Origin of the sequence: Nonomuraea sp. NEAU-A123, assembly GCF_018603905.1 — a bacterium.
Lineage (GTDB): Bacteria > Actinomycetota > Actinomycetes > Streptosporangiales > Streptosporangiaceae > Nonomuraea.
In genome coordinates this window covers 157,560-178,473 of record NZ_JAHFZZ010000002.1, presented here as the reverse complement: position 1 = coordinate 178,473, position 20,914 = coordinate 157,560, and the positions used below count along the sequence as shown (strand labels likewise).

Sequence of the window (20,914 nt, the reverse complement as noted above, 5' to 3'; positions counted from 1 at the left end):
GCTGGTCATCCGCCAGGTAGATCACCGAGAGCTGACCTCTGCCCGACGGGAATCGGCCCGGCTGATCAGTCGCTTGCCCAGCCGCTGCGCCGGCATCTCCACCCACCGCCAGGTCAGCGCGCACAGGTCGAGCAGCACCGCGTACACCGCCACCAGCAGCGTCAGGCGCACCGCCACCGGCACGGCCGGCGGGTCCGGCAGGAAGAACTCCACGCTCTCCAGCAGCAGCGGGTGCAGCAGGTAGATCGAGTAGGACACCAGACCCAGCCAGGCCAGCCACGACGGCATCGCGCGGTGGCGCAGTGCCATCCCGGCGGCGAACGTCAGCCAGGCCGCGGCGATCGCCACCTGCGACCCGAACTCGGCGCGCGCCAGCCACAACCCGGCCAGCGGTATCAGCGCCACCCAGGCGATGTGCCGGTGACCGAGTTGGCCAGCTTCGACACGATAGAGCGCGGTGCCGGCGAACATGGTGGCCAAGATGAACAGCCCCTGCCACGGTCCGGGGTAACTCTGGTTGACGGCCAGCAGCAGCAGGACCGTGCCCGCGATGGCCACCGCGCCCACCTGCTGTACCCTCCTGCCGCCGCGCAGCACCGCGGCCAGCCCCGAGGCCAGTACGGCGGTCACCACGACCACGACCGTGAGCATGCGGCCCGCCCCGCCGGCCGACAGGAGCGTCACCGGCAGCAGCCCGGCGCCCAGCACGGCGGCCGCCGTGAACGTGAGCGCGGCCGCGGTGCTGCGCCGGTGTAGGCCAAGGGTGAACATCGCCGTCAGCAGGAGGTAGAAGGCCATCTCGTAAGACAGCGTCCACAGCACGTTGGCCAGGTTCGGCACGTACAGCAGGTTCTGCAGCATGCTGGCGTGCGCCAGGGCCAGCGCCACCGGCCGACTGCCCCACCAGGTGTGCAGGCTGTCCCAGCCGACCGCCGCCAGCAGCGCCATGCCGGCCACACACACGGAGAACAGCGGCCACAGCCGGAAGAACCGCGAGATCCAAAAGGCCCGCACGCTGCCCCGGCGCTCCAGCGATGCCGGCACGATGTAGCCACTGACCAAGAAGAACACCAGCACGCCGTACCAGCCGGGATCGAAGACGGCCTTGATCGGCAGCCGCACCTCCGGCCACAGCGGTTTGAGCGCATGCTCGAAGACCACCACCAACGCGGCCAGCCCGCGCAGCGCGTCTAACCAGGCCAGACGCCGCCGGGTATGCGGCGAAGCCGCATCGGCGGCAGCGCGGTGAGCTGAAAGCATCCGGACATCGTAGGTGATGAGGTCGGCCGGCGAACGGCCGTAGCGATCCGGCGACGGGTCCTTACCGCCACGCGTGGCGGATCTTCAACCGCCCCAACCCCATGGTCCCCGAGATCCGGATCCTCGGCCCGCCGGGGCGGGAGGGCCGCCGGGCCTTGTAGAGCGGATCCTTCCACCCGGTACGCAGATCCTCGAGGTCGACGATCGCGTCGCGAGGCACCGTGATCTCGGCCCCGCCGGTGCCGAGTCGCAACTCGATGTCGACCACCGGATACTCGATCACCGCCCGGGACAGGTCCAGACGCACCCTTGCGAGTGCGGACTCGACCTTGAGGACCCGAGGTACCCGCCATGCGCCGCGCCGCTGGATCCGTCCGCTGACGGCGGCGATCGTGGACGTGGTGCCCGCGTTCTCCGGCGGGAGGGAAGCCCGGTCGTCTTCGCTGACCGGTGGCGGCCGGTGGTCCGACCCACCGGCCCGGACCGTCACCGTCCCCTCCGCTTGTAGGCGCGGAGTGACAGCGGGACGAACACCAGCAGCAGCGCGGCCGACCAGAGCAGGACGACGGTCACCGGGTGCGCGAGCGGCCAGGCCACGTCTCCGGACGTCACGCCCGGATTGCCGAACAGCTCCCGGGTGGCGGCGGTGAGCGCGCTCACCGGGTTCCAGTCGGCCAGGAAACGCAGCCAGCCCGGCATGCCGCCGGTCGGGACGAAGGCGTTGGACAGCATCGTGAACGGCAGGAACAGCGGCACCATCGCGTCGGCGACCTGCTCGTTCTTCACCGCCAGGCCCACATAGACGCCCACCCAGCTCAGCGCGTACCGCAGCACGATCATCAGCAGGAACGCCTGGGCGGTGGGGATCAGGCCGTGGTGCGGCTGCCAGCCCACCAGCAGGCCCGCGCCCACCATGATGGCCAGCATCAGCAGGCCGACCAGGGAGTCGGCACCGGTCTGCCCGAACGGCACCGCCAAGCGCGCCATCGGCATGGAGCGGAACCGGTCCATCACACCGCGGGAGGCGTCGGTGGCCATCCGCGTCATGACCGCCATCACCGCGGAGAAGGTCACCATCGAGAACAGCCCGGGCATCAGGTACTCGCGGTAGTCGCCGCCGCCCGGCACCTGGATCGCGCTGCCGAATACGTACCCGAACAGCACCACCATGATGACCGGGAAGATCAGCGCGGCGACGAGTTCCCCGGGATTCTGCCGCAGCCGTCCCAGCTCGCGGCCGACCAGGGTCAGACCGTCGGCGAACGTCCAGCGCAGGCGGTGGCCCAGCGGCGGGGTGAGGGCAGTCATCGGACAGTCTCCTTCCGGTCGGTGAGGCGCAGGAACACCTCGTCAAGGGTGGGGCGGCGCAGCCTCACGTCGGCCGCGGCGACCCCGGCGCGGTCGAGCTCGCGCACGATGTCGGCGAGCCGGAAACCGCCGCCGGGCAGGGCGACGCTGAGCTGGTCGGCGCCCGTCTTCGTGGGATCGGTCCCGGCCAGGGCGTTCAGCGTGGTGGCCGCCGGACCCAGCGCGGCGGGGTCTTCGAGAACGACGTCGAGGCGGTCCCCGATCGTGGCCTTCAGCTCGTCGGGCGTGCCCGTGGCGATCACCTGCCCGTGGTCGATGACGGCGATGTCGTCGGCCAACTGGTCGGCCTCGTCCAGATACTGCGTGGTGAGCAGCACCGTGGTGCCGTCCGCCACCAGTTCGCGGAGGCTGTCCCAGATCTCGCCGCGGCTGCGCGGGTCCAGGCCGGTGGTCGGCTCGTCCAGGAAGAGCACCTCGGGGCGCAGGATGAGGCTGGTGATCAGGTCGAGGCGGCGCCGCATGCCGCCGGAGTAGCCGGCGACCTGACGATCGGCGGCCTCCATCAGGCCGAAGCGGTCGAGCAGCTCGTCGGCCCGCCGGTGCGCCTCGCGCCGGGACAGGTGATAGAGGCGCCCGAACATGCGCAGGTTGCCACGGCCGGTGAGCTTCTCGTCCACGGCGGCGTACTGGCCCGCGAGCCCGATCCTGGCCCGCACCTGGCCGGCCTCGCGGACGACGTCATATCCGGCGATGCGGGCGTACCCGGCATCGGGATCGGACAGGGTCGCCAGGATGCGCACCACGGTCGTCTTCCCCGCGCCGTTCGGCCCGAGCACGCCGCAGACCGTTCCTTTCGGCACGCTCAGGTCCAGACCTCGCAGCGCTTGTGTGTCGCCGAAGGACTTGTGCAGCCCCTCGGCGATCACGATCGGATCCGCCATGAATCCCTCCACTGGGTACGTTGTACGCGGTAATGACGGTCAGACTAAGTTACTGGGTACCATGTACGCAACTAGGGGGGTGGAACGGTGACCGACGCCGAGTACGTGAACATCTGGATGCGACCCGAGCGCCCGGCCCGCGGGCCGAAGCCGGCCTACAGCCGCGCGCAGATCACCGAGGCGGCGATCCGGATCGCCGACGCCGAGGGGCTGGAGGTCGCCACCATGCGGCGGATCGCGGCCGAGATCGGCGCCGGTGCGATGTCCCTCTACCGGTACGTCCCGAGCCGCGACAACCTGGTCGAGCTCATGGCCGACCGGCTGATGGGCGAGATCGACGTCACGGGCATGCCCTCGGGCGACTGGCGCGCCGACCTGACCCGCTACGCCGACGGGCTGCGGGCCATGTGGCTGAGGCACCCATGGATCGCCACCGTGCAGCGGTCACTCCCCAGCTTCGGCCCCAACCAGTTGCTCTTGATCGAACGGCTGATGGGAGTGCTCGACGCTCACGTCGCCATCGACGAGAACCTCGGCCTCATGGCCTTGCTGGCCGGCTACGTCGAGGGCACCGTCCGCGAGGAGATCAGCTCGGCCAAGGAAATCCGCCGCAGCGGGCTCAGCGAGTCGGAGTGGATGGCGCGGAGCCACTCGTATGTCGAGCGGCTGGTGAAGAGCGGGGAATACCCGATCTTCACCAAGATCGTGATGGAGGCGCGCCAGCCGCACCTGAGCCGCGACGACCAGTTCCGCTACGGGCTCCAGCGCGTCCTCGACTGCATCGCCGCGGCCCTCCCATCAACGGCCTAGTCGCCGCACGGCTCTTCACGCCTCCCGGCCCGCAATGTACGCTTCGTAAAGTACGTACTTGACGATAATTGCGGAGTTGACGCCAGTGGAGCCTCCGGAGAGTGAGTTCGTCGATCGGATGGGGCTGGTCATGGAGCGTCTGGGCGGGACGCGCACGATGGGCCGCCTGTACGCGTGGCTGATGATCTGCGACCCGCCCGACCGGTCGCTCACCGACCTGGCGGCGGAGCTCGACGTGAGCAAGACCGCGGTCAGCACGGTCGCCAGGCAGCTTGAGGTGGGCGGGATGATCGAGCGCGTGCCCACCTCAAGCCGCGAGCACCGCTACCGGATGACCGGCGGCGGATGGGCGCAGGTCATGCAGGTCCAGCTCGCCGGCGTGCGGATGAGCCTGGACACGCTGGACTTCGGGCTGTCCATCCTCGCCGAGGGCCTGCCCGAGCGGCGCGCCCGGGTGGAGGACACCCGCGAGTTCTTCGCCTTCATCCTGCGGGACTCCGAGGAGATGCTTCAGCGCTGGGAGGAATACCGCAAAGAGTCGTCCTGACGTACATCTCGACAGAGAGATCCTCAACCAAGGAGAGGCGATGGCCGACATCGTCGAGCGGTACGACATCCCGAAGCAACACTTCTGGCTGCACGGGCCCCGATCGGGCCCGCCCGTCGAATTCGACGCCCAAGCCGGGATGTGGAACGTCTACGGTTACCCGGAGCTGCAGGAGGTCATCGGCGACCCCGCGACCTTCTCCTCCGACACGATGCGCGTGATCCCCAAGGGCATGATGCCGGAGGAGGGCTTTTCGCTCGAAGGCTTCATCACCCAGATCGACCCGCCGGAGCACGGCAAGCTGCGCAAGCTGGTCAGCAACGCGTTCACCCGCAAGGTCGTCGCGGATCTCGAACCGCGGATCGCCGCGATCACCCACGAACTGCTCGACGCGGCGCGGGAGCGCGAGCGGTTCGAGCTGGTGAGCGATCTGGCCTATCCGCTGCCGGTCATCGTCATCGCCGAGCTGCTGGGGGTGCCCAGCGGTGATCGCGCTCTGTTCAAGCGGTGGGCGGATGCGCTGTTCCAACGTGACGCCAAGGTCTCGATCAACCAGTCCGCCGAAGAGCGGAACGCGACCCTCGAAGCCACGATGAAGCCGTGGCGGGAGATGAGCGACTACCTCGCCGGCCACGCCGCCGAACGCCGCCGGCAGCCGCGCGCCGACCTGCTCACCAGGCTGGTCGAGGCCGAAGTGGACGGCGAGCGCCTGCCCGACGACCAGGTGGTCAACTTCGCGATCGTGCTCCTGCTGGCCGGGCACATCACCACGACGATGCTGCTCGGCAACACGGTGCTGTGCCTGGACGCCTTCCCTGCCCAGCAGGACAAGGTACGCGCCGACCGCGCATCGATCCCGGCCGTCATCGAGGAGTCACTCCGGCTCCTCACCCCGTTCGCCGCCCTCGGCCGCGCCACCATGCGCGAGGTCGAGCTCGGCGGGGTGACGATACCGGCCGATCAGATCGTCATGTGCTGGCTCGCCATGGCCAACCGGGACCCCCGGCAGTTCCCGGACCCCGAGGTGTTCGATCCCGATCGCGACCCCAACCCGCATCTCGCGTTCGGCCGCGGCATCCACTTCTGCCTCGGCGCCCCCCTGGCCCGGCTGGAGGGGCGGGTCGCGCTGAACATCCTGCTCGACCGGTTCGATCCCCTGCGCACCGATCCGGAGGACCCCGTGCAGTTCATGCCCACGCCGACCATGACCGGGGTGCGCCGCCTTCCGCTCCTGTAGAAGCGCGGGTCGCGGATCCTCAGTTCGGCGCGTGTCCCCCTGCCGCGTCTTGGTGCCGAGGCCGGCCTGACGGGCGCGGACGATGGCCTCGGCGCGGTCTGCGACCGTGCCGAGGCCGGCCTGGCGGGGTTGGCGAGGCCGCCGGCGATGAGGTCCAGCATTTCCCTTTCCCGGGCGGTGAGTTCGGGAAAGGGCTCCTCGGCGGGAGCGGGCTGGTGGCCGCCGGCGAAGAAGTCGATGATCTTGCGGGCGACGCTGGGGCCGAAGATGGCCCGGCCAGGTGGCGACGGATCGGATCGCCCGGACGATCTCGTCCTGCTGAGCGCCTTTGATCAAGTAGCCGGAGACGCCCGCGCGCATGGCGGCGAACACCGACGCGTCGTCCTCGAACATAGTGAGCACCAGCACCCGGGTGCCGGGAGCGTCGCGCAGGATGGCGCGGGTCGCGTCCACGCCGTTGGTGCCGGCATGTGCAGGTCCATGACCACAACATCAGGGCCGGTCAGCAGCGCCTCCCGGCGAGCGCTCTCGCCGTCCCCGGCTTCACCCACCACCTCGACATCGTCCAAAGACGCGACCAGCGCCCGCAGCCCATCGCGCATCAGGGGATGGTCGTCGACGATGACCACCCGGATGCGGTCTGTATCGCTCATGTCCGCTCCAAAGGGAGTATCGCGTGAACCCGGCCGCCCTGGTCGGTGGGACCTGCGGTGAGCCTGCCACCGAGCTCCCCCGCGCGCTCATGCATGGACCGGATGCCGACGCCGTGGCGCCACGGCGCGTCGTCTGGATTGCCGTCGTCGCGTACCTCCAGATGCAGAGCACCGTCCAGGCGCAGCGAGATCCGGCAAGTACCGGCCCGCCCATGGCGCAGGGTGATGGTGACGGCTTCGGTGGCGATGCGGTAGGCGGCCACCTCGACCGCGGCCGGCAGCGGCGGCAACGGGTCGGGGGCGTCGACGGTGACGATGAAGTCCGCGCCCTCGCGCCGCCAGGACTGCTCGGCGTGCTGGCGCAGTCCGCCGACGAGGCCGAGCTCATCAAGGTCAGGTGGGCGCAGGTCGTAGACGAGACGGCGGATGTCGGCAGCAGCGGACTGCGGTCGGCGATCGGCTCCCGTGCGATCGCGCCCGGCTCCAGGATCAGCGCGGGCGAAACGACGAGCAGCGCGACGGTCACCGCGACCAGTGGCCGCCACCTGGGCGACAGCGGCCGTCCGTCCGGGAACAGCTGCTTCTGGCGGCTCCTGCTCGCGGTGCTCGCACCGCTGTCCATGCTCGCCCAGGCCGTGAATTACCTGCTCAGCCCGGTCGAGGGCGGGGATCCGTTCACCGACACCGCCGCCGTAATCGCCGACCATCTGCCGCTCATGGGCGGCCTTCGCTGGCTCGACGCCGCGTTCGTGGCCGGGATCGTCCCCGCGACCTTCGCGGTGGCGTGGGCGGCCATTGCGACCCGACGCCTTCGGCCGGCTCGCTCGAGCGGGCCGGCCGCGATATCACTGGGCTCCACCTGACCATCCAGCGAAAAGGATCCGCAGAGTGGGCGCGACCATGGGTGCAATGGAGCGGCGGCGAGGGCGATCGGGTCGATAAACTCGAGTTTCGTGTCTGTCCTCGAAGAGGGATGGTTCACCCGATGGATGAGCGGCTGACCGTTGTCGTCGGATACCCGCACTCGGAGTTACTCGACATCGCCTGCGTGACCACGGCGCTCTACATGGCCAACCTTCTCGGCGCCACCCCCCGCTACCACGTCGCCCTCGCCACTCCCGGCGGCAACGACCTGGTCTGCGACTCGGGTCTCATGCTGCGCAGCCAGGACACCATCGAGCGCATCACCGGCCCGCTCGACACCCTGGTGGTCTCCGGCGGCGTCGGGCACGAGGAGGCGGCCGGCGACCGGCGGCTGGTCGGGCACGTCCGCCGCCTGGCCGAGGTGAGCAGACGGGTCGCCTCCGTGTGTACGGGCGCGAGCGTGCTGGCCGCCGCGGGCCTGCTGGAGGGGCGGCGCGCCACCACCCACTGGAGGTACGCGGGCACGCTGGCGGCCCGGCATCCCGGGGTGACCGTGGACCCCTGCCCCATTTTTATCAGGGAGGGGAAGGTGTCCACCGCGGCGGGCGTCACCAGCGCACTCGACCTGACGCTGGCCTTCGTCGAGGAGGATCACGGCTCGACGCTGGCGCGTACCGTGGCCCGCGGTGTGGTGACATACCTGCAGCGGCCGGGCGACCAGGCGCAGATGAGCATGTTCGTGGTGGCGCCCCCGCCCGAGCACCCCCTGATGCGAAAGATCGTCGACTATGTCACCGGCCATCTCGACGGCGACCTGAGCGCGGCGGCGCTGGCCGCCCGGCTGAACATCAGCGAGCGGCACCTGACCCGCCTCTGCCTGGAACACCTCGACCTGACTCCCGGCCGATACGTCAGACAGGCCCGCACCGAGGCCGCCGCGCAGTTGCTCACGTCGTCGTCGTTGTCCGCGGCGGAGGTGGCGGCACGGTGCGGGTTCGGCTCGGCGGAGAGCCTGCGGCAGGCGTTCGTGGCCCAGTACGGCCTCTCGCCGTCCCAGTACCGCCGCAACCGCGCGGGCTAGGGGCCTCGCTACGGGAGCCGCTCGCCATTGCGCTGCCGCCGTTCAACTGCGTAGCCGCGCGTTGAGCCGTGCGGCCTGTCGCGTGAGGTGGTCGCGTTCGGGGAGGCTGAGCGCCGCTCGGGCGGCTTCGGCGTAGAGCCGTGCCGCGGTCACCGGGTCACCGTCACGCTCGTGGAGGTACGCCGCGACGGCGGTGTGGCGGGGCAGGGCGGGGTCGAGCTCCGCCAAGGCGGCCAAGCCGGCCCGTGGGCCGTCGGCCTCGCCGACCGCGACGGCCCGGTTGAGGCGGGCCACCGGGCTGTCGGTGATGCGCACCAGTTCGTCGTACCACTCGACGATCTGCACCCAGTCGGTCTCCTCGGCCGTTTGGGCGTCGGCGTGCAGCGCGGCGATGGCGGCTTGGGCCTGGAACTCGCCCAGGCGGTCGCGGGCGAGAGCTGTCTGGAGCACGTCGACGCCCTCGGCGATCAGGCGGGTGTTCCACAGGCTGCGGTCCTGCTCGGCAAGAGGCACGAGCCTGCCGTCGGGGCCGGTCCGTGCCGGGCGCCGGGCGTGGTGGAGCAGCATGAGCGCGAGCAGGCCCGCGACCTCCTCATGCTTGGTCTTGACCGCTAGCTGGCGAGTGAGCCGGATCGCCTCGCCGACCAGGTCGACGTCGCCGGAGTAGCCCTCGTTGAAGACCAGGTACAGCACGCGCAGCACCGTGGCGACGTCGCCGGGCTGGTTGAACCGGACGTCCGAGACGGTCCGCTTGGCCCTGCTGATCCGCTGGGCCATGGTCGCCTCCGGCACGAGGTAGGCCTGCGCGATCTGACGCGTGGTCAGGCCGCCGACCGCGCGCAGCGTGAGCGCGACGGCCGAAGCCGGTGTCAGGGACGGGTGCGCGCACAGGAAGTACAGCTGGAGCGCGTCGTCCACCGCCTCGCCCGGGCCGGGCAGCGGCTCGGTCTCGACGCGTACCTCGCGGTGCCGTCGGGAGGTATCGGCGCGGGTGACGTCGAGGAACTTACGCCAGGCCACGGTGACCAGCCAGCCCTTGGGGTCCCGCGGCGGGTCGTCCGGCCACACACGCACGGCCTCGACCAGGGCGTCCTGCACGGCGTCCTCGGCCGCCGCGAAGTCGGCTCCGCGACGGACGAGAACACCGATCACCGCGGGCACCAACTCCCGCAGCAGCGATTCGTTCACTCGGTCACCGTGGGCGCCTCGGCCAGGAAGGGGCGCACCTCGAGCCACTCGTGGATCGGCTTCCCACCCGCGCCCGGGGCCGCGGACAACTCGCCGGCCAGCTCGAGCGCCCGCTCGTAGGTCTCGACGTCGATCACCATCCAACCGGCGATCAGGTCCTTGGTCTCCGCGAACGGGCCGTCGGTGACCGGCGGTCGCCCCTCGCCGTCGGAGCGGACGAACGTGCCCTCCGCGGAGAGTGCCTGAGCGTCGACGAACTCGCCGGTGCCCTCGAGCCGAGCGGCGAAGTCCCGCATGTACTGCACGTGGGCCGAAACCTCCTCCGGCGTCCACTGGTCCATCGGCACGTCGTTGACCGCTGCCGGCGCGCCTCGGTAGTGCTTGAGCAGCAGGTATTTGGCCATCATGTTCTCCTTAATGCGTATGGCCCATTGTGGCCGTGTTCACTTGCGCTTCGCCCAGGTCGGGGTCACGACGATCCGGACCATGCCGTCGTAGAGCGAACGCACCTGCGCCTCCCAGTCGACCCGTTGCTCGGGCGTCATCTGGTAGGTGCCGTTCATCTGGAGATACTCGTTCGGGAGGCCATCGACGACGTCCAGCTCGGCCTGGCCGCGGATGAGCAAGAGCTTGGGCGGGTGCGCCTCGGTGTCGATCGTCAGGGCAACCATCGGGTTCTCGCGCTGATCGGCCGGTTCAGAACCTCGGTGATCTCGTCCGGTTGCACGGTTATCTCTTTCCCTTGTCGTTTGTCCCTGGGACGGCGCCCGATCCGCATTCTCGACACCCGGAAGCGCGCCGATTTCCAGAATCTTCTTCTGGTCGTCGCGCGGACAATCCGGTCGGCTAGGTGCTGCGCGAATCGGGCCGGCCAGCGTAGAGCCTCAGACCGGTGGTGCGCCGGCCCGCTTGCTGTTTCGGATGACGGGAGCGCTTTCGATCTGCCGGACTCCCGGCAGGCTTCCAATACCGCCCTCGAGGTAGTCGTAGAGCGCTTCGGCGTCGTGGCACGCGACGAACACCAGCAGGTTGGTCGGACCGGTGGTGGCGGCGGCGAAGGCGACCTCGGGATGCGCGGCGATCGCCTCGGCGGCGCAGCGGAGCGCGGACGGCTCGACCGTCAGCCAGAGCATTGCGACCATCTCGAAGCCCAGGAGAAGAGGATCGACGTCCACGTCGAAGAACAGCGCGCCGCAGCCGCGCAGGTGTTCCAGCCTGCGCTTGGCCGTCATCTCCGACCAGCCGGTGGCCCGGGCCAGCTCCGGATATCCGGCGCGGCCGTCCCGGGCCAGAGCCGCCAGCAGGCGTTCGTCACCTTCTTCCAGGAGCACCCGCCCGTGCTGTGCCTGTGGCGGGTGCCGCGGGCTGAGCTCAGCGATCTGTTCCGCCCCGAGAGAGTTGGCTCGGCCGTGCCAGCCGGTGGGACCGCCGGCGAAGACCCGCAGCAGGCAGTGAGCCGTTAACCCGACAACTCTCGGCGTTCGGGGCAATTTTCCGAGAAGCAGCGCATCACGCTCGTGAGGGCTGCGTGCCTGGACGACACTGACGATCTGCGTTCCGCCTGAGGTGAGGCTGACCCAGGAGGTGTCCGGCCGGCGGGCCAGGGCATCGGCGATGGGGATGGCCGAGTCGGGCGTGACCTGGATCCGCACGAACCACTGCACCCAACCCAGCCGTCGCGCCTCCAACTGGCCGACCACGTTGAGCAGTCCGTCGGAGCGGAGCCGGCGGTAGCGGCGCGCGACCGTCTGGTCGGACACACGCAGCACCGATGCGATGCGGCTGAAGGGCGCGCGTCCATCCACGTGCAGCGCGTGGATGATGGCACGATCGAGCTCGTCCAGGACTGGGGCGGCCACCGTGGTCAGATTAGCGTGATGTGCTCGAGGCAGGGGAACGGAGCCCAGCCCGGCGAGCCGGTATGGACGAAGCTCGCCCAGGCCGGCTGTACCTGCGCTACGAGCCGCCGCAGATCCGCGGGCTCGGCGCCGGCCAGCATCGGCGAGGCCCGCCAGGCGTTCAACCCGCCGAAGACGAACGGCAGCTCGATGCAGTGGCAGGCCCCGAAGGGGCTGTCTGGCGGGCACCAGTCGAACTGGTAGACGTGGGCCTGACGGGCCTGTTCGGCGATATGCAGGCTGCCATCGCGGAAGAGGCGCTCGGTCAACTCCCCCGAGGTCCCGGGGAAGAACGCCCAGCCTTCGTCCCGGGTTGTGCCGATCAACATCGGCACGTCCTGCGGGACACCGGCGGTCAGATCGGCCGGTACGCCGCCTGACGCGACCAGTTGGAAGGGCGGGGTCACCGCCTGGGGTCGTGCTGTACGCCGGGCGGTCTCGGCCTGGGCGGCGAGCAGATCGGGCAGCGGCAGGGTACGCAGCGGTTCGGCGTCGTCGGGGCGCAGACCGAGGGTGTCCAGGAAGATCTCGCCGATGCCGGCCGCTTCCCCGGTGCTGTACGGCCGTACCCCGGCCGGGGTGCTCTGCAGGATGACCTGCCGGAACAGGCCACGGCCCGCGGGATGGTGGAGCAGCGCGACCGCGGACAGCGCGCCGGCGGACTGCCCGGCCAGCGTGACGCGATCGGGGTCGCCGCCGAACGCGGCGATGTTCTCCCCCACCCAGTCCAGGGCGGCGATCTGGTCGAGCAGGCCGAGGTTGGCCGGGGCGAACTCCGGCGCCAGATACAGGTAGCCCAGGGCGCCCAGCCGGTAGTTGACGGTGACGACCACCATCCGGCCGCGTTCGGCCAGCAGCGCGCCGTCGTACCAGGCATCCGCTCCGGACCCGCTGGTGAAACCGCCGCCGTGCAGCCACACCAGGACCGGTAGCCCGCTGCCGCCCGGGGTCCAGACGTTGAGCGACAGGCAGTCCTCCCCCTGGCGGAGATCGCTGGCGGGGCCCACGACGCGTGCCAGCCGGGGGGCCGGCTGTGGAGAGGCCGGGCCCGGGCGGAGTGCCTCCCGCACGCCGTTCCACCTTGTGACCGGTCGCGGCGCGGCGAACCGCTCGGCACTGCCGTACGGGATGCCGAGAAAAGTGGTGACGGCCCCCGTCGAGGCGCCGCGCAGCAGCCCCGCGGGGGTGTGGACAAGGGTGCTCACTGGTTCATACCTCGATGAAGGCCAGCGCCGCGCCGCGCGCCTGGGCGGCTCCGACGAAAAACCCGTCAGGGAGCTCGCGGGTGGTGAACCCGTTGCCCTCCACCAGAGCACGGGCCGCCTTCACATCTCTGACCGCCACGGTCTGACCGGCCATGTACGGCAGCGCGGGCACCGGCTCTTCGGGCAGCATCTCGCGGAAGGCGGAGACCGCGACGATCTCCACCCTCCCCAGCGGGAGCGGCAGTACACGCACCGGCCCCTCGGCCGCCGGCTCGACGTCCAGGATGAGGGCGTAGCGGGCGACGGCGGCCGCCAGATCGACGTCGTCCACCACGAGCAGCACACTGTGCAGGTGGGTGGCTCCGTTGGCGTGCTCGAGGTAGCGGGGCTGGTGGATCAGTTCGGGCGTCAGATGGTGCGCGGCGTGGATCAGGCCTTCGGGCGTGAGGGCGCGGTCCAGATGAACCGCCTGGAAGCGGGCGGTCGCCATCCCGCCGGGGGTCTCCACGTCCCGCTGCAGCGGCAACACACCGGAGGAGGACAGGCCGGCCGAGCGCAGCCGCTTCTCGGTGGCCTCGACGTCGGTGCAGCCGAAGGAGTAGCCGTGCAGGCCCTCGTACTGCGCGATCAGCGGGCGGATGTTCCAGGGGTCGACCGAGCCGTCCCCGTACAGGCCGAGCAGTTCCAGGTAGGTACGGCCGAACAGGGCGCACCGGTTGCCCGCGCCCATGGGCCGGCGCTCACCGCCGGGACGGTCGGCGCCCATGTGCATGGACAGCGGGCTGAGAGTGAACCCGAGCGCCTCGTAGGTCGCCGCGGTGGCGTCCATGTCGGTGGTGTAGAGGACGGAGTGGTCAATTCTGTCGATGTCGTGAGTAGCCATGGATGACAGGCTGCTGCCACGGCGGCAACGGGTTCCAGCCGGCGGCGGCCGATCGATGCTTTTCAACATCGAATGACTGACCATGATGGAATCCGACACGGCAGTTTCAGCAGGAGCCCAGCGGGCCGGACCTTGGACACGACTATCTGCCGGATCCCCGCTACCGAGACCGAAGCGCAGGCGGATGCCTCTGGTCTCAGCCCCATGCAGGCGGTCGAGTGGCTCGGCCACCGCGCCGGCGTCCAGCAGGGAGTGCATGAGTTTCAAGCTCCCCCACAGCCAGATGTCCTTGCCGCTCTGATCCTTGAGCTCCCGGATGGTGGCGGCCGGGTCGCGCGTCACGGTCGCGGCGGGAAAGTCGCCCCAGGGGGCGTCATCCAGCTTCGACGAGGAGACGAGCTTGGTGAGGTTGTTGGGCTTCTCGCCGTACTCGCCCCGCTCGTCGGCGTACGGCCAGTAGCCCTTGGCCTGGGCGTAGGTATTCGCGCCGAGAATCAGCGTGTCGACCGCGTCGATGAACCCCATCACGCTTGCCTTGAACGCAGGGTTGGTGCCTCGGAAAAGGGCTCCCCGCACAGGTTGACCGGTATGGCCGGTTCATGGCGGACGACGCCGGAAGAGCTTGCGAAGTTCTTCTTCCTGGACGCCGCGCCGGTGCCGATCCCGCCAAGATCACGCCAACGTCGAGCTTGTCGACGAGGGCGAGGAAGCGGCCCAGGTGATGCTCCTGCGGGTGCAGGCCCAGCGGCTGGCCAGTCATCTGATGGTGCTGGTGGCCGACTCCCACGCCGGGCGGGCCGAGGCGCCGCTGATCGCCCACCCGGCGATGCTGGTGGCCACCGCGCTGGAGAGCCTGCTGCAGGCGGCCCAGGCCGAGGGGGCGGCGGAGCGGGCAGTGCGGCGCTGGCCGTGCCGGGCCTGCCGCTGTGGGCGATGTTCGTGGTCATCCTCGCGTTGGGCCTGGTCAACTCGGTCGGCAGTGGCGTTCGGTACGGGCTGCTCAGCGATATCGTGCCGCCGGACGGGTACGTGCTCGGCCGCTCTGTGCTCAACGTCTCCGTCGGCGCGATGCAGATCGCCGGGTTCGCGGTCGGTGGCGTCCTGCTGGCAGTGGTGTCGCCGCGCATGACGCTGGCCATCGGTGCGGCGCCGGCTTTCGTCGCCGCGTCGCGCAATACGTACCCGCGGGCGTGGCGATGGCCGTGATGGCCGTGGCGGCGCTCGCCGTCACCGCTGGTCTCAACCCAGGGCTGCGGCTGTCGGATCGGGTTCAGTCGCTCTGCCGGACCAGCCCGGCTGACGGCCCCACGCCGGTTGAATCGCGCAGGCCTACCTCAGATTACGCGCGTAGCAGGTGAAATCGGTGCCGTCCGGGTCCGGAAGCAGGAGCCAGAACTTAGCACGCTCCCCAGTGTCGAGAACGTGCTGCTGGCTCCGTCCCAGGTATACCAGTGGCCAACAACGGGCCGCGCGACGAAGAAGGAGAACCACCATGACGCTCCAGCGGATGGACAACGTCGGCATTGTCGTCGACGACCTCGAGGCTGCCATTGCGTTCTTCGTAGAACTCGGCATGGAGCTGGAGGGCAAAGCGCAGATCGAGGGCCTCTGGGCGGACCGTACCGTCGGACTCGACGGCGTCCGCTGCGACATCGCGATGATGCGGACCCCAGACGGCCACGGCCGGCTGGAACTGGCGAAATACCGCACCCCCGCGGCGATCGGCGCCAGACCGCACAACCCGCCGCACAACACGCTGGGCATGCATCGCGTCATGTTCGCGGTCGACGACATCGAGGACGTCGTTGCCCGCCTGCGCACTCACGGCGCCGAACTCGTCGGCGAGCTGGCCCAGTACGACGACAGCTACCGGCTCTGCTACGTCCGCGGCCCCGAGGGGATCATCGTCGCGCTGGCCGAGCAGCTCAGCTGACAGCCCGTCGCGGCCGACCTGCGACCAACCAGAACGATCCGCTGGACGGACCAAGAAAACGACAATGAAAGGGATGACCGTGCGACCGAACGAAATCACCGAGGTTCTGAACCGGCCGATCAGCCAGGAACTGCTGGCCCGCGACCTGACCCGCTTGGCCTACGTCGCCAAGGACGGCACACCCCGCAATGTCCCGATCGCGTTCACCTGGAACGGCTCGGAGATCGTCATGTGCACGACGAAGAACGCCCCGAAGCTCCCGGCCCTGCGCAACAACCCGACGGTTGCCCTGACGATCGACACCGAGGTGCACCCGCCGAAGATCTTGCTCATCCGCGGCCGGGCCGAGCTGGACGTCGTCGATGGCATCCCGGACGAATATCTCCAGATGAACGGCACCTACGAGATGACGCCCGAGCAACGAGTCGAGTGGGAGGCGGAGGTGCGTTCGCTCTACGACGGCATGGTCCGGATCGTCGTGACCCCGACCTGGTCGAAGCTGATCGACTTCGAGACGACTCTGCCAAGCGCGGTCGAGGAACTGATCCGGCAGCGGGAGGAGCGTCAGTCTGCCTGAGCGCCGCCCGGTCGCCCGCGTTGGGTAGATCGCCCACGCCTCAACCCCCACCGCGGTGCGCCGCTCACCGTCGAGCCCGGCTTTGCCGCCAAGGACAAGCAGCACGCGCTGCGCCACCTCACCGTCGACCGCTGATCGGCAAGGACTGCGTCTGCCCCTGCGGCCCGCTGTTCTCCCGACGTAAGCCGACCATGGACACCGAAGAACACATTCCCATCGAGCCGTCCGAACCTCCTGCCGAGTCGTCCACGCCGCACTATGCCGTCCCGCAGCGTCCGGACGGCTGGCCCAACTGGCTCGGCCGCCGTCCGATGCGCACCACCGATCGCGCCAAGATCCGCGAGGCGCTTGAAGCCGGACTCCCCGACGGCCCGTTCCTGTGCTCCCTCACCATCGGCATCCAGGGCCCCGACGCCCAAGAACGCATCAACCAGCTCCGCAACGCGCTGGCCAAGCTCATCACCAAGCACAGGTGGACCGTCCGCTACGAACCTCGCTGACCCGAACCTTCTTGCTCAGCGGGAATTTCCGGCCGGGTATGACAAATGCCGCCAATTGCATCTGATGCGAATTCGCGACTATTTGCGAATCGTCACCGACGTGTGGGCGACTGACCGCGTCGACCAGCAGCGATAGAGCGCAGCGGCAGGGATGACGATAGCGACTGACGGCGCCTGGCTGTCAGTTGATTCAGGTCTTCTCTACGAATGACCTGCGGATGTCCGAGCAACTCGCACACGATGCGACTTTCTCGCATTTGATGCGAGTAGCGGAGGGTGGTGGGTGCGTGGGGACGGACGGGTCGATACCGGGAGCAGCCAGGCTTGCCTCGCTGCCCAACACGAAGAGATCCTCCAACTCCGCCGCCAGCACGACCGCGACACCCGAGTACGTCGGCTGCCAGCCCGGACTACGGGAATCGGGCCATGCAGCTGAGCCACCCACTCGACATGATGCCGCCGATCAGCCAGCCGATGGCCGGCCCTCGTTCCCGGATATCAAATATCGGCGCACCGCCTCTCGCCCACCGGGAACGAAAGGCCATCGATCAACGGCCTCCCGCAGTTCGAGCTCTGTGAGCCAGGCATGCCAAGCGATCTCGGACGGATCTGGAACCAATGGCTCGATGATCACGGCCTCGTGCACCCCGAACCAGACAGGGCTGACCCCATCCCGGCACAGGAACTTGAACATGAAACGCATCGGGACGTCGGCACCCAGCTCCTCGGACAGCTCGCGGGCTGCCGCGTCCTCATACGACTCGCCCACGTCCACGGCACCGCCGACCATCACGTCATAGTGGCCGGGAAAGCGAGTGAGCTGCTCCGCTCGGCGCAGCACGAGGATCCGCCGCATCGGATCGCGACAGATCGTCGTCGCGATCCGATGCATCCATCGCCGACGCTCCGCCTCTGCCCGGTCCACGACCCCTAGCACGCGGTCCCGTTCATCCACCCGCTCGACCAGCTCACCCACGCAGGACACGATCGCAGGCACCACCGACAACCTGCTCAACGAGCACCCAAGCTAGTGATCTGCGTCACATGACCTGCCCGGAAACGCAACACGATCGACGACCCCCAGCGCGAACACCCCGATGGAAAGCCACCTGCTCGATCACCACACGAACACATCCGCACACAGCGAGTACGGGCAGAAGACACTCCTACGTCACCCACCTGATCGATGACGGCTGGGACCCGCGCTTCGTCCAGGAACAGGTCGGGCACGAACACGCGAGCACCACCTCGATCTACACCTGCGTCAGCTCCGACTTCCGCACCCGCACGCTGCGCCAGCACCTGGACGCCACCATCACTGCCGCGCTCCAGGCCCAGACGGGGAACAAATCATGAAACGCAAGGTCGGCTACACCTGGAAACTACGCGAGATCATGGCCGATCGGCGCATCTACACGGCCACCGAACTGATGCCACTCCTGCGCGAGCGCGGCATCGACCTGTCGGCCTCCCAAGTCCACCGCCTGGTCTCCGGCACCCCGGAGCGGTTGTCCCTGCAGGTGATGTCCGCGCTCTGCGACATCCTCTCCTGCACCCCGGTCGACCTGGTCGCCACCACCGCCGAGAACGCCGGCGTCCGCAAGACCGCCACCGGCGATCTGCCCCACGATCGCCGTCGGAGTCCTGGCCTTCCTGCTCGGCAAATTCAATCACCTGTTCCTCACCTGCGCTGATGTCGACATCAGCGGCAACAACACCCCTCCCGGCTGCGCATATGGCCCGCCCTTCCACCCTCTGTGAAGGCCTCGCGCCCGTGGGAGCGGGCGTATGGAGACTCGGCACGACGACCGCACGCGAGGCGACGATGATCGCCGCCCGTTGCGGTCAATCCACGAAGTCGGCCAGGCGATTGACCTGATCGGGGTCCCGGGCCCAGCAGTAGAGCGTGACCTCGTCGGCACCGAGGTCGGCGAACCCGCTGATCGTGCTGCGGATCTGGTCCGCGGTCGTCACCATGTGGACGTCATAGGAGTCGGCCAGGGAGGCGTAGTAGGAGCGGATCGCCCGCCTGGCATCCGCCACCACGTCCTCCGGCCCCAGGGTCACATTAACCTGGCCGACCAGGCGTGGGCTGCCTGCGCGTCCCGCGGCGGCCCACTCCTTTTCGACCGCGCGGAACAGCGGGCCGGTGTTCTCGACGCGCGTGGCGCTGAGGTAGCCGTCGCCCCAGTGCGCGGCGCGTCTGAAGGCTGCCGGAACGAAGCCGCCGAACAGCACCTCGGGCCCGTTCGCGCGGGCGGGGGCAGGACCTATGGCGGCCGCCTGATCACCGTAGGGTCGGCCCGACCAGATCCGCTTCAGGACCGGCATCATCTCATCGACCCGGTGTCCCCGTTCGGCATAGTCCGCACCGACAGCCAGGAAGTCTTCGGGGCGTGAGCCCACACCAATCCCCAGGGTGAGGCGTCCACCGGAGATCCAATCCAGGGTCGCGCACTGCTTGGCCAGCAGCGCCGGCTCGCGTAGCGGCGCGAGCAGCACCTCGGTCTGCAGGCGGATCCTTGTGGTGGCACCGGCGATGGTGGCCAAGGCGATCAGCGGCTCGGGGTTGTCGTACACGATGCGATCGAGCAACGCCAGGGTCGTGAACGGCCCCGCCTCCGCACGCCTTGCCCACGTCATCAGCGACGAGGGGTCGCAGATGGGCAGTCCAAGACCAACCTTCACGATTCTCCTCCTCCGCAACGGCGGACCCCGCGGGCGCCCCCGATCGACACTCTTTGTAGTGAGACAATCGCAACACATCACCGCGCGATTTGGCGCTCTGCCGGGCGTCGGTGGCCTCTGTTGCCCGTTTGAACGATCGGTTTTTGCCTCCATGACGGCGCGCACAGGCCCCCAGAGGGGAAGTCCCTGATAGGGAGGCCATCATGGAGAAGGTACGCCTGCGCCGCACGGAGCTGCAGGTCAGCCCGATCTGCTACGGCACCTGGCAGTTCGGCCGGGACCGGATGAGAGGCCGACTGCTGCCGTACGCGGCGGAGCACTCGCGGTGGCAGGGATGCTGGCCAACCCGGCCGGCCAGGTCGCCGTCGTCGGAGCCGTACCCGTGCAAGGGCCCGCACCGGAAGGAATGTGATGACCACTGTCGCGGTGATCGGCACCGGAGTGATGGGGTCGGCGATGGCGCGGCGCATGGCCGGGCAGAACCTGGACGTGCACGCCTGGAACCGCTCCCCCGACAAGCCACAGGCGCTCGCGTCCTGGGGCGTGAGCGCGGCGGCGAGCGTGGAGGAGGCCGTACGCGACGCGGACGCCGTCATCACCACGGTGCCGACCGGCGACGTGGCCGCCTCGCTGGCCGAACGCTTCCTGCCCGCCATGCCCGCCGAGGCCGTCTGGCTGCAGATGAGCACAGTGGGCGGCACGTGGACCGAGCGGCTGCTCCGGCAGGCCGCCGACGCCGGGCGGCACATGCTCGACAGTCCCGTGTCCGGCAGCAGCGAACCGGCCGCGCACGGCACCCTGACGCTGATCGTCTCCGGCGACAAGGACGCGCTCGGTCGTGCCCGGCCCGTCCTTGAGGTCCTCGGCTCGCACATCGTCCACGTGGGCACCGGAGCGCAGGCCTCCCGGGTGAAGCTGATCGTCAACAGCTGGATGACGGCTTCGGTGGTGGCCATGGCCGACACCCTGCTCGCCTGCGAGCAACTGGGCGTGGATCCCTCCCTGGTGCTACAGGTGCTCGACGAAGGTCCGCTCCGCATGCCGTACGCGATGCAGAAGGCCGAGGAAATGCGCGCGCACAGCTACCCGGCCGGATTCCCGCTCGCGCTCGCCCTCAAGGACCTCGGCCTTCTCGCCGACGAGCGCGGCCAACACTCCCCGCTGTCCGGCCTCCTGCAGGGCACCCTGCACCGAGCGGTCGAAGCGGGCCACGACCGCGAGGACATCGCCGCCGTCGCTGAAGTGCTGAGGCAGGACATCACCTGACACCTCACTGGTCAGCGCGACAAGGCGAATGCTCGCTCCCACCAGCGCCCGATCACGTACTGGACGACGTAGCCG

At 69.3% G+C, this 20,914-nt stretch carries 24 protein-coding genes and 1 pseudogene; 12 read left to right on the top strand and 13 right to left on the bottom strand.

Annotated elements, in window-relative coordinates; all coding sequences use genetic code 11:
• Positions 1 to 21: 21 nt before the first annotated feature.
• The 4 genes from KLK06_RS04920 to KLK06_RS04905 form a co-directional block, all read right to left on the bottom strand.
• The gene (locus tag KLK06_RS04920; RefSeq protein ID WP_214634094.1) at positions 22 to 1,260 is read right to left on the bottom strand and encodes an acyltransferase; all 1,239 of its coding nucleotides are present in this window, start codon (positions 1,258 to 1,260) and stop codon (positions 22 to 24) included.
• Between the two features lie 61 nt (positions 1,261 to 1,321).
• A complete protein-coding gene (locus tag KLK06_RS04915; RefSeq protein ID WP_214634093.1) occupies positions 1,322 to 1,750 on the bottom strand; it encodes a hypothetical protein in 429 nt (142 codons plus the stop codon).
• Positions 1,747 to 2,568: an ABC transporter permease gene (locus KLK06_RS04910; protein WP_214634092.1), complete on the bottom strand. Its 822-nt coding sequence runs from the start codon at positions 2,566 to 2,568 to the stop codon at positions 1,747 to 1,749. Before KLK06_RS04910 ends, KLK06_RS04915 begins: the two co-directional genes overlap by 4 nt.
• On the bottom strand, positions 2,565 to 3,509 hold the full coding sequence (locus KLK06_RS04905) for an ATP-binding cassette domain-containing protein (protein WP_214634091.1): 945 nt from the start codon (positions 3,507 to 3,509) through the stop codon (positions 2,565 to 2,567). Before KLK06_RS04905 ends, KLK06_RS04910 begins: the two co-directional genes overlap by 4 nt.
• 87 nt (positions 3,510 to 3,596) lie before the next feature.
• Here KLK06_RS04905 and KLK06_RS04900 point away from each other — a divergent pair, with 87 nt between their 5' ends.
• From KLK06_RS04900 to KLK06_RS04890, 3 genes are all read left to right on the top strand, one after another.
• Positions 3,597 to 4,319, top strand: a complete 723-nt coding sequence (locus KLK06_RS04900) for a TetR/AcrR family transcriptional regulator (protein ID WP_214634090.1) — start codon at positions 3,597 to 3,599, stop codon at positions 4,317 to 4,319.
• A 76-nt stretch (positions 4,320 to 4,395) separates the two neighbouring features.
• On the top strand, positions 4,396 to 4,866 hold the full coding sequence (locus tag KLK06_RS04895; RefSeq protein ID WP_214634089.1) for a GbsR/MarR family transcriptional regulator: 471 nt from the start codon (positions 4,396 to 4,398) through the stop codon (positions 4,864 to 4,866).
• Positions 4,867 to 4,906: 40 nt separating this feature from the next.
• Complete coding sequence (locus KLK06_RS04890) at positions 4,907 to 6,103, top strand: cytochrome P450 (RefSeq protein ID WP_214634088.1); 1,197 nt, start codon at positions 4,907 to 4,909, stop codon at positions 6,101 to 6,103.
• 303 nt (positions 6,104 to 6,406) lie between these two features.
• Here the strand turns inward: KLK06_RS04890 and KLK06_RS59560 are convergent.
• Positions 6,407 to 6,756, bottom strand: a pseudogene (locus KLK06_RS59560) (response regulator transcription factor); the annotation flags it as partial.
• Between the two features lie 23 nt (positions 6,757 to 6,779).
• Between KLK06_RS59560 and KLK06_RS04880 the strand changes: the two are divergent.
• Entirely contained in the window at positions 6,780 to 7,619 is an 840-nt protein-coding gene (locus KLK06_RS04880) for a hypothetical protein (protein WP_214634087.1), read from the top strand.
• A 122-nt stretch (positions 7,620 to 7,741) separates the two neighbouring features.
• Positions 7,742 to 8,701 carry a GlxA family transcriptional regulator gene (locus KLK06_RS04875; RefSeq protein WP_214634086.1) on the top strand — a complete coding sequence of 320 codons (960 nt, stop codon included), beginning with the start codon at positions 7,742 to 7,744 and terminating at the stop codon, positions 8,699 to 8,701.
• Positions 8,702 to 8,743: 42 nt separating this feature from the next.
• Here KLK06_RS04875 and KLK06_RS04870 read toward each other — a convergent pair whose 3' ends face one another.
• From KLK06_RS04870 to KLK06_RS04845, 6 genes are all read right to left on the bottom strand, one after another.
• Entirely contained in the window at positions 8,744 to 9,889 is a 1,146-nt protein-coding gene (locus tag KLK06_RS04870) for an RNA polymerase sigma factor (protein WP_214634085.1), read from the bottom strand.
• The gene (locus tag KLK06_RS04865; protein ID WP_214634694.1) at positions 9,886 to 10,293 is read right to left on the bottom strand and encodes a YciI family protein; all 408 of its coding nucleotides are present in this window, start codon (positions 10,291 to 10,293) and stop codon (positions 9,886 to 9,888) included. The genes KLK06_RS04870 and KLK06_RS04865 overlap by 4 nt, the downstream gene beginning before the upstream one ends.
• Positions 10,294 to 10,332: 39 nt before the next feature.
• On the bottom strand, positions 10,333 to 10,560 hold the full coding sequence (locus tag KLK06_RS04860; protein WP_250904927.1) for a hypothetical protein: 228 nt from the start codon (positions 10,558 to 10,560) through the stop codon (positions 10,333 to 10,335).
• A gap of 213 nt (positions 10,561 to 10,773) precedes the next feature.
• Complete coding sequence (locus tag KLK06_RS04855; protein ID WP_214634084.1) at positions 10,774 to 11,748, bottom strand: Lrp/AsnC family transcriptional regulator; 975 nt, start codon at positions 11,746 to 11,748, stop codon at positions 10,774 to 10,776.
• 5 nt (positions 11,749 to 11,753) lie between these two features.
• On the bottom strand, positions 11,754 to 12,992 hold the full coding sequence (locus KLK06_RS04850) for a carboxylesterase/lipase family protein (protein ID WP_214634083.1): 1,239 nt from the start codon (positions 12,990 to 12,992) through the stop codon (positions 11,754 to 11,756).
• A 4-nt stretch (positions 12,993 to 12,996) separates the two neighbouring features.
• Positions 12,997 to 14,400 (bottom strand): VOC family protein, encoded by a 1,404-nt coding sequence (locus KLK06_RS04845; protein ID WP_214634082.1) that lies wholly within the window; start codon positions 14,398 to 14,400, stop codon positions 12,997 to 12,999.
• A gap of 384 nt (positions 14,401 to 14,784) precedes the next feature.
• Here KLK06_RS04845 and KLK06_RS04840 point away from each other — a divergent pair, with 384 nt between their 5' ends.
• The 4 genes from KLK06_RS04840 to KLK06_RS04825 all read left to right on the top strand — a co-directional run bounded on the left by KLK06_RS04840 (position 14,785) and on the right by KLK06_RS04825 (position 16,885).
• Positions 14,785 to 15,081, top strand: a complete 297-nt coding sequence (locus tag KLK06_RS04840) for a hypothetical protein (protein WP_214634081.1) — start codon at positions 14,785 to 14,787, stop codon at positions 15,079 to 15,081.
• Positions 15,082 to 15,382: 301 nt separating this feature from the next.
• Positions 15,383 to 15,808, top strand: a complete 426-nt coding sequence (locus KLK06_RS04835; protein WP_214634693.1) for a VOC family protein — start codon at positions 15,383 to 15,385, stop codon at positions 15,806 to 15,808.
• A gap of 73 nt (positions 15,809 to 15,881) precedes the next feature.
• Positions 15,882 to 16,385, top strand: a complete 504-nt coding sequence (locus KLK06_RS04830; RefSeq protein ID WP_250904926.1) for a pyridoxamine 5'-phosphate oxidase family protein — start codon at positions 15,882 to 15,884, stop codon at positions 16,383 to 16,385.
• A 191-nt stretch (positions 16,386 to 16,576) separates the two neighbouring features.
• Entirely contained in the window at positions 16,577 to 16,885 is a 309-nt protein-coding gene (locus KLK06_RS04825; RefSeq protein ID WP_214634080.1) for a hypothetical protein, read from the top strand.
• A 463-nt stretch (positions 16,886 to 17,348) separates the two neighbouring features.
• Here the strand turns inward: KLK06_RS04825 and KLK06_RS04820 are convergent, their stop codons facing one another.
• Positions 17,349 to 17,861 (bottom strand): NUDIX hydrolase, encoded by a 513-nt coding sequence (locus tag KLK06_RS04820; RefSeq protein ID WP_214634079.1) that lies wholly within the window; start codon positions 17,859 to 17,861, stop codon positions 17,349 to 17,351.
• 68 nt (positions 17,862 to 17,929) lie between these two features.
• Between KLK06_RS04820 and KLK06_RS04815 the strand changes: the two genes are divergently transcribed.
• Together KLK06_RS04815 and KLK06_RS04810 are read left to right on the top strand one after the other, a co-directional pair.
• The gene (locus KLK06_RS04815; RefSeq protein WP_214634078.1) at positions 17,930 to 18,241 is read left to right on the top strand and encodes a tyrosine-type recombinase/integrase; all 312 of its coding nucleotides are present in this window, start codon (positions 17,930 to 17,932) and stop codon (positions 18,239 to 18,241) included.
• The gene (locus KLK06_RS04810) at positions 18,238 to 18,579 is read left to right on the top strand and encodes a helix-turn-helix transcriptional regulator (protein ID WP_214634077.1); all 342 of its coding nucleotides are present in this window, start codon (positions 18,238 to 18,240) and stop codon (positions 18,577 to 18,579) included. The genes KLK06_RS04815 and KLK06_RS04810 overlap by 4 nt, the downstream gene beginning before the upstream one ends.
• 151 nt (positions 18,580 to 18,730) lie before the next feature.
• Here KLK06_RS04810 and KLK06_RS04805 read toward each other — a convergent pair whose 3' ends face one another.
• Positions 18,731 to 19,573 (bottom strand): LLM class flavin-dependent oxidoreductase, encoded by an 843-nt coding sequence (locus KLK06_RS04805; RefSeq protein WP_214634076.1) that lies wholly within the window; start codon positions 19,571 to 19,573, stop codon positions 18,731 to 18,733.
• Positions 19,574 to 19,984: 411 nt separating this feature from the next.
• On the opposite strand from KLK06_RS04805, the gene KLK06_RS04800 reads away from it, so the two are divergent.
• Positions 19,985 to 20,839 (top strand): NAD(P)-dependent oxidoreductase, encoded by an 855-nt coding sequence (locus KLK06_RS04800; RefSeq protein ID WP_214634075.1) that lies wholly within the window; start codon positions 19,985 to 19,987, stop codon positions 20,837 to 20,839.
• The last annotated feature ends 75 nt before the right edge of the window (positions 20,840 to 20,914 follow it).